A 438-nucleotide genomic window follows, 5' to 3' on the forward strand; every position below is an offset into this window, starting at 1 on the left:
GGTCGTTTTCTTTGTGGATATGTGTAGTTAGAAGGGTGGTGAGGTAGACGTAAGACGTTAGATATGAGATGTAAGATTCGGAAAATTTACGATGCCACTTCCTTTCCAAAACCACGAATCCGAAGCGAGCCCCCGCTCTAGGTGTAGTTTGCAACTACACCCCGATATACTTGCCAATTTGCAATGGGCGAAACTGAGCTTCCTTCTCAAAACCACCCCAAGCCCCTTGAGCTAGCTTAAAGAGATTGTTTCGCTCCTGCGTCACTCGCAATGACGGACTTTGCCGGGTTCCCTTATCCCGTAGGGGTGACATGTTTATAGCCTGGGCTTAGAGATCAATTTGTCCCCCCGTTTTGGCCGCGGGCATGTTCATGGTGCCCTATCACTTCCGCCAAAACCCGGAGATGTCTAGCGCTGCGCAACCAACCGAATTGCCTG

1 protein-coding gene is annotated in these 438 nt (G+C 50.2%); it reads right to left on the reverse strand.

The features are described 5' to 3' along the window. Window positions 1-154: 154 nt before the first annotated feature. Window positions 155-313 (reverse strand): hypothetical protein, encoded by a 159-nt coding sequence (locus IAQ59_RS22205; protein WP_209333033.1) that lies wholly within the window; start codon window positions 311-313, stop codon window positions 155-157. Window positions 314-438: the final 125 nt, after the last annotated feature.

Origin of the sequence: Lunatimonas salinarum (assembly GCF_017811155.1) — a bacterium.
In the GTDB taxonomy this organism is placed as follows: domain Bacteria; phylum Bacteroidota; class Bacteroidia; order Cytophagales; family Cyclobacteriaceae; genus Lunatimonas; species Lunatimonas salinarum.

Bases quoted from the DNA above. Each gene is read 5' to 3' on its own strand.
- IAQ59_RS22205 (WP_209333033.1), bottom strand. From the start codon at position 313: ATGTCACCCCTACGGGATAAGGGAACCCGGCAAAGTCCGTCATTGCGA.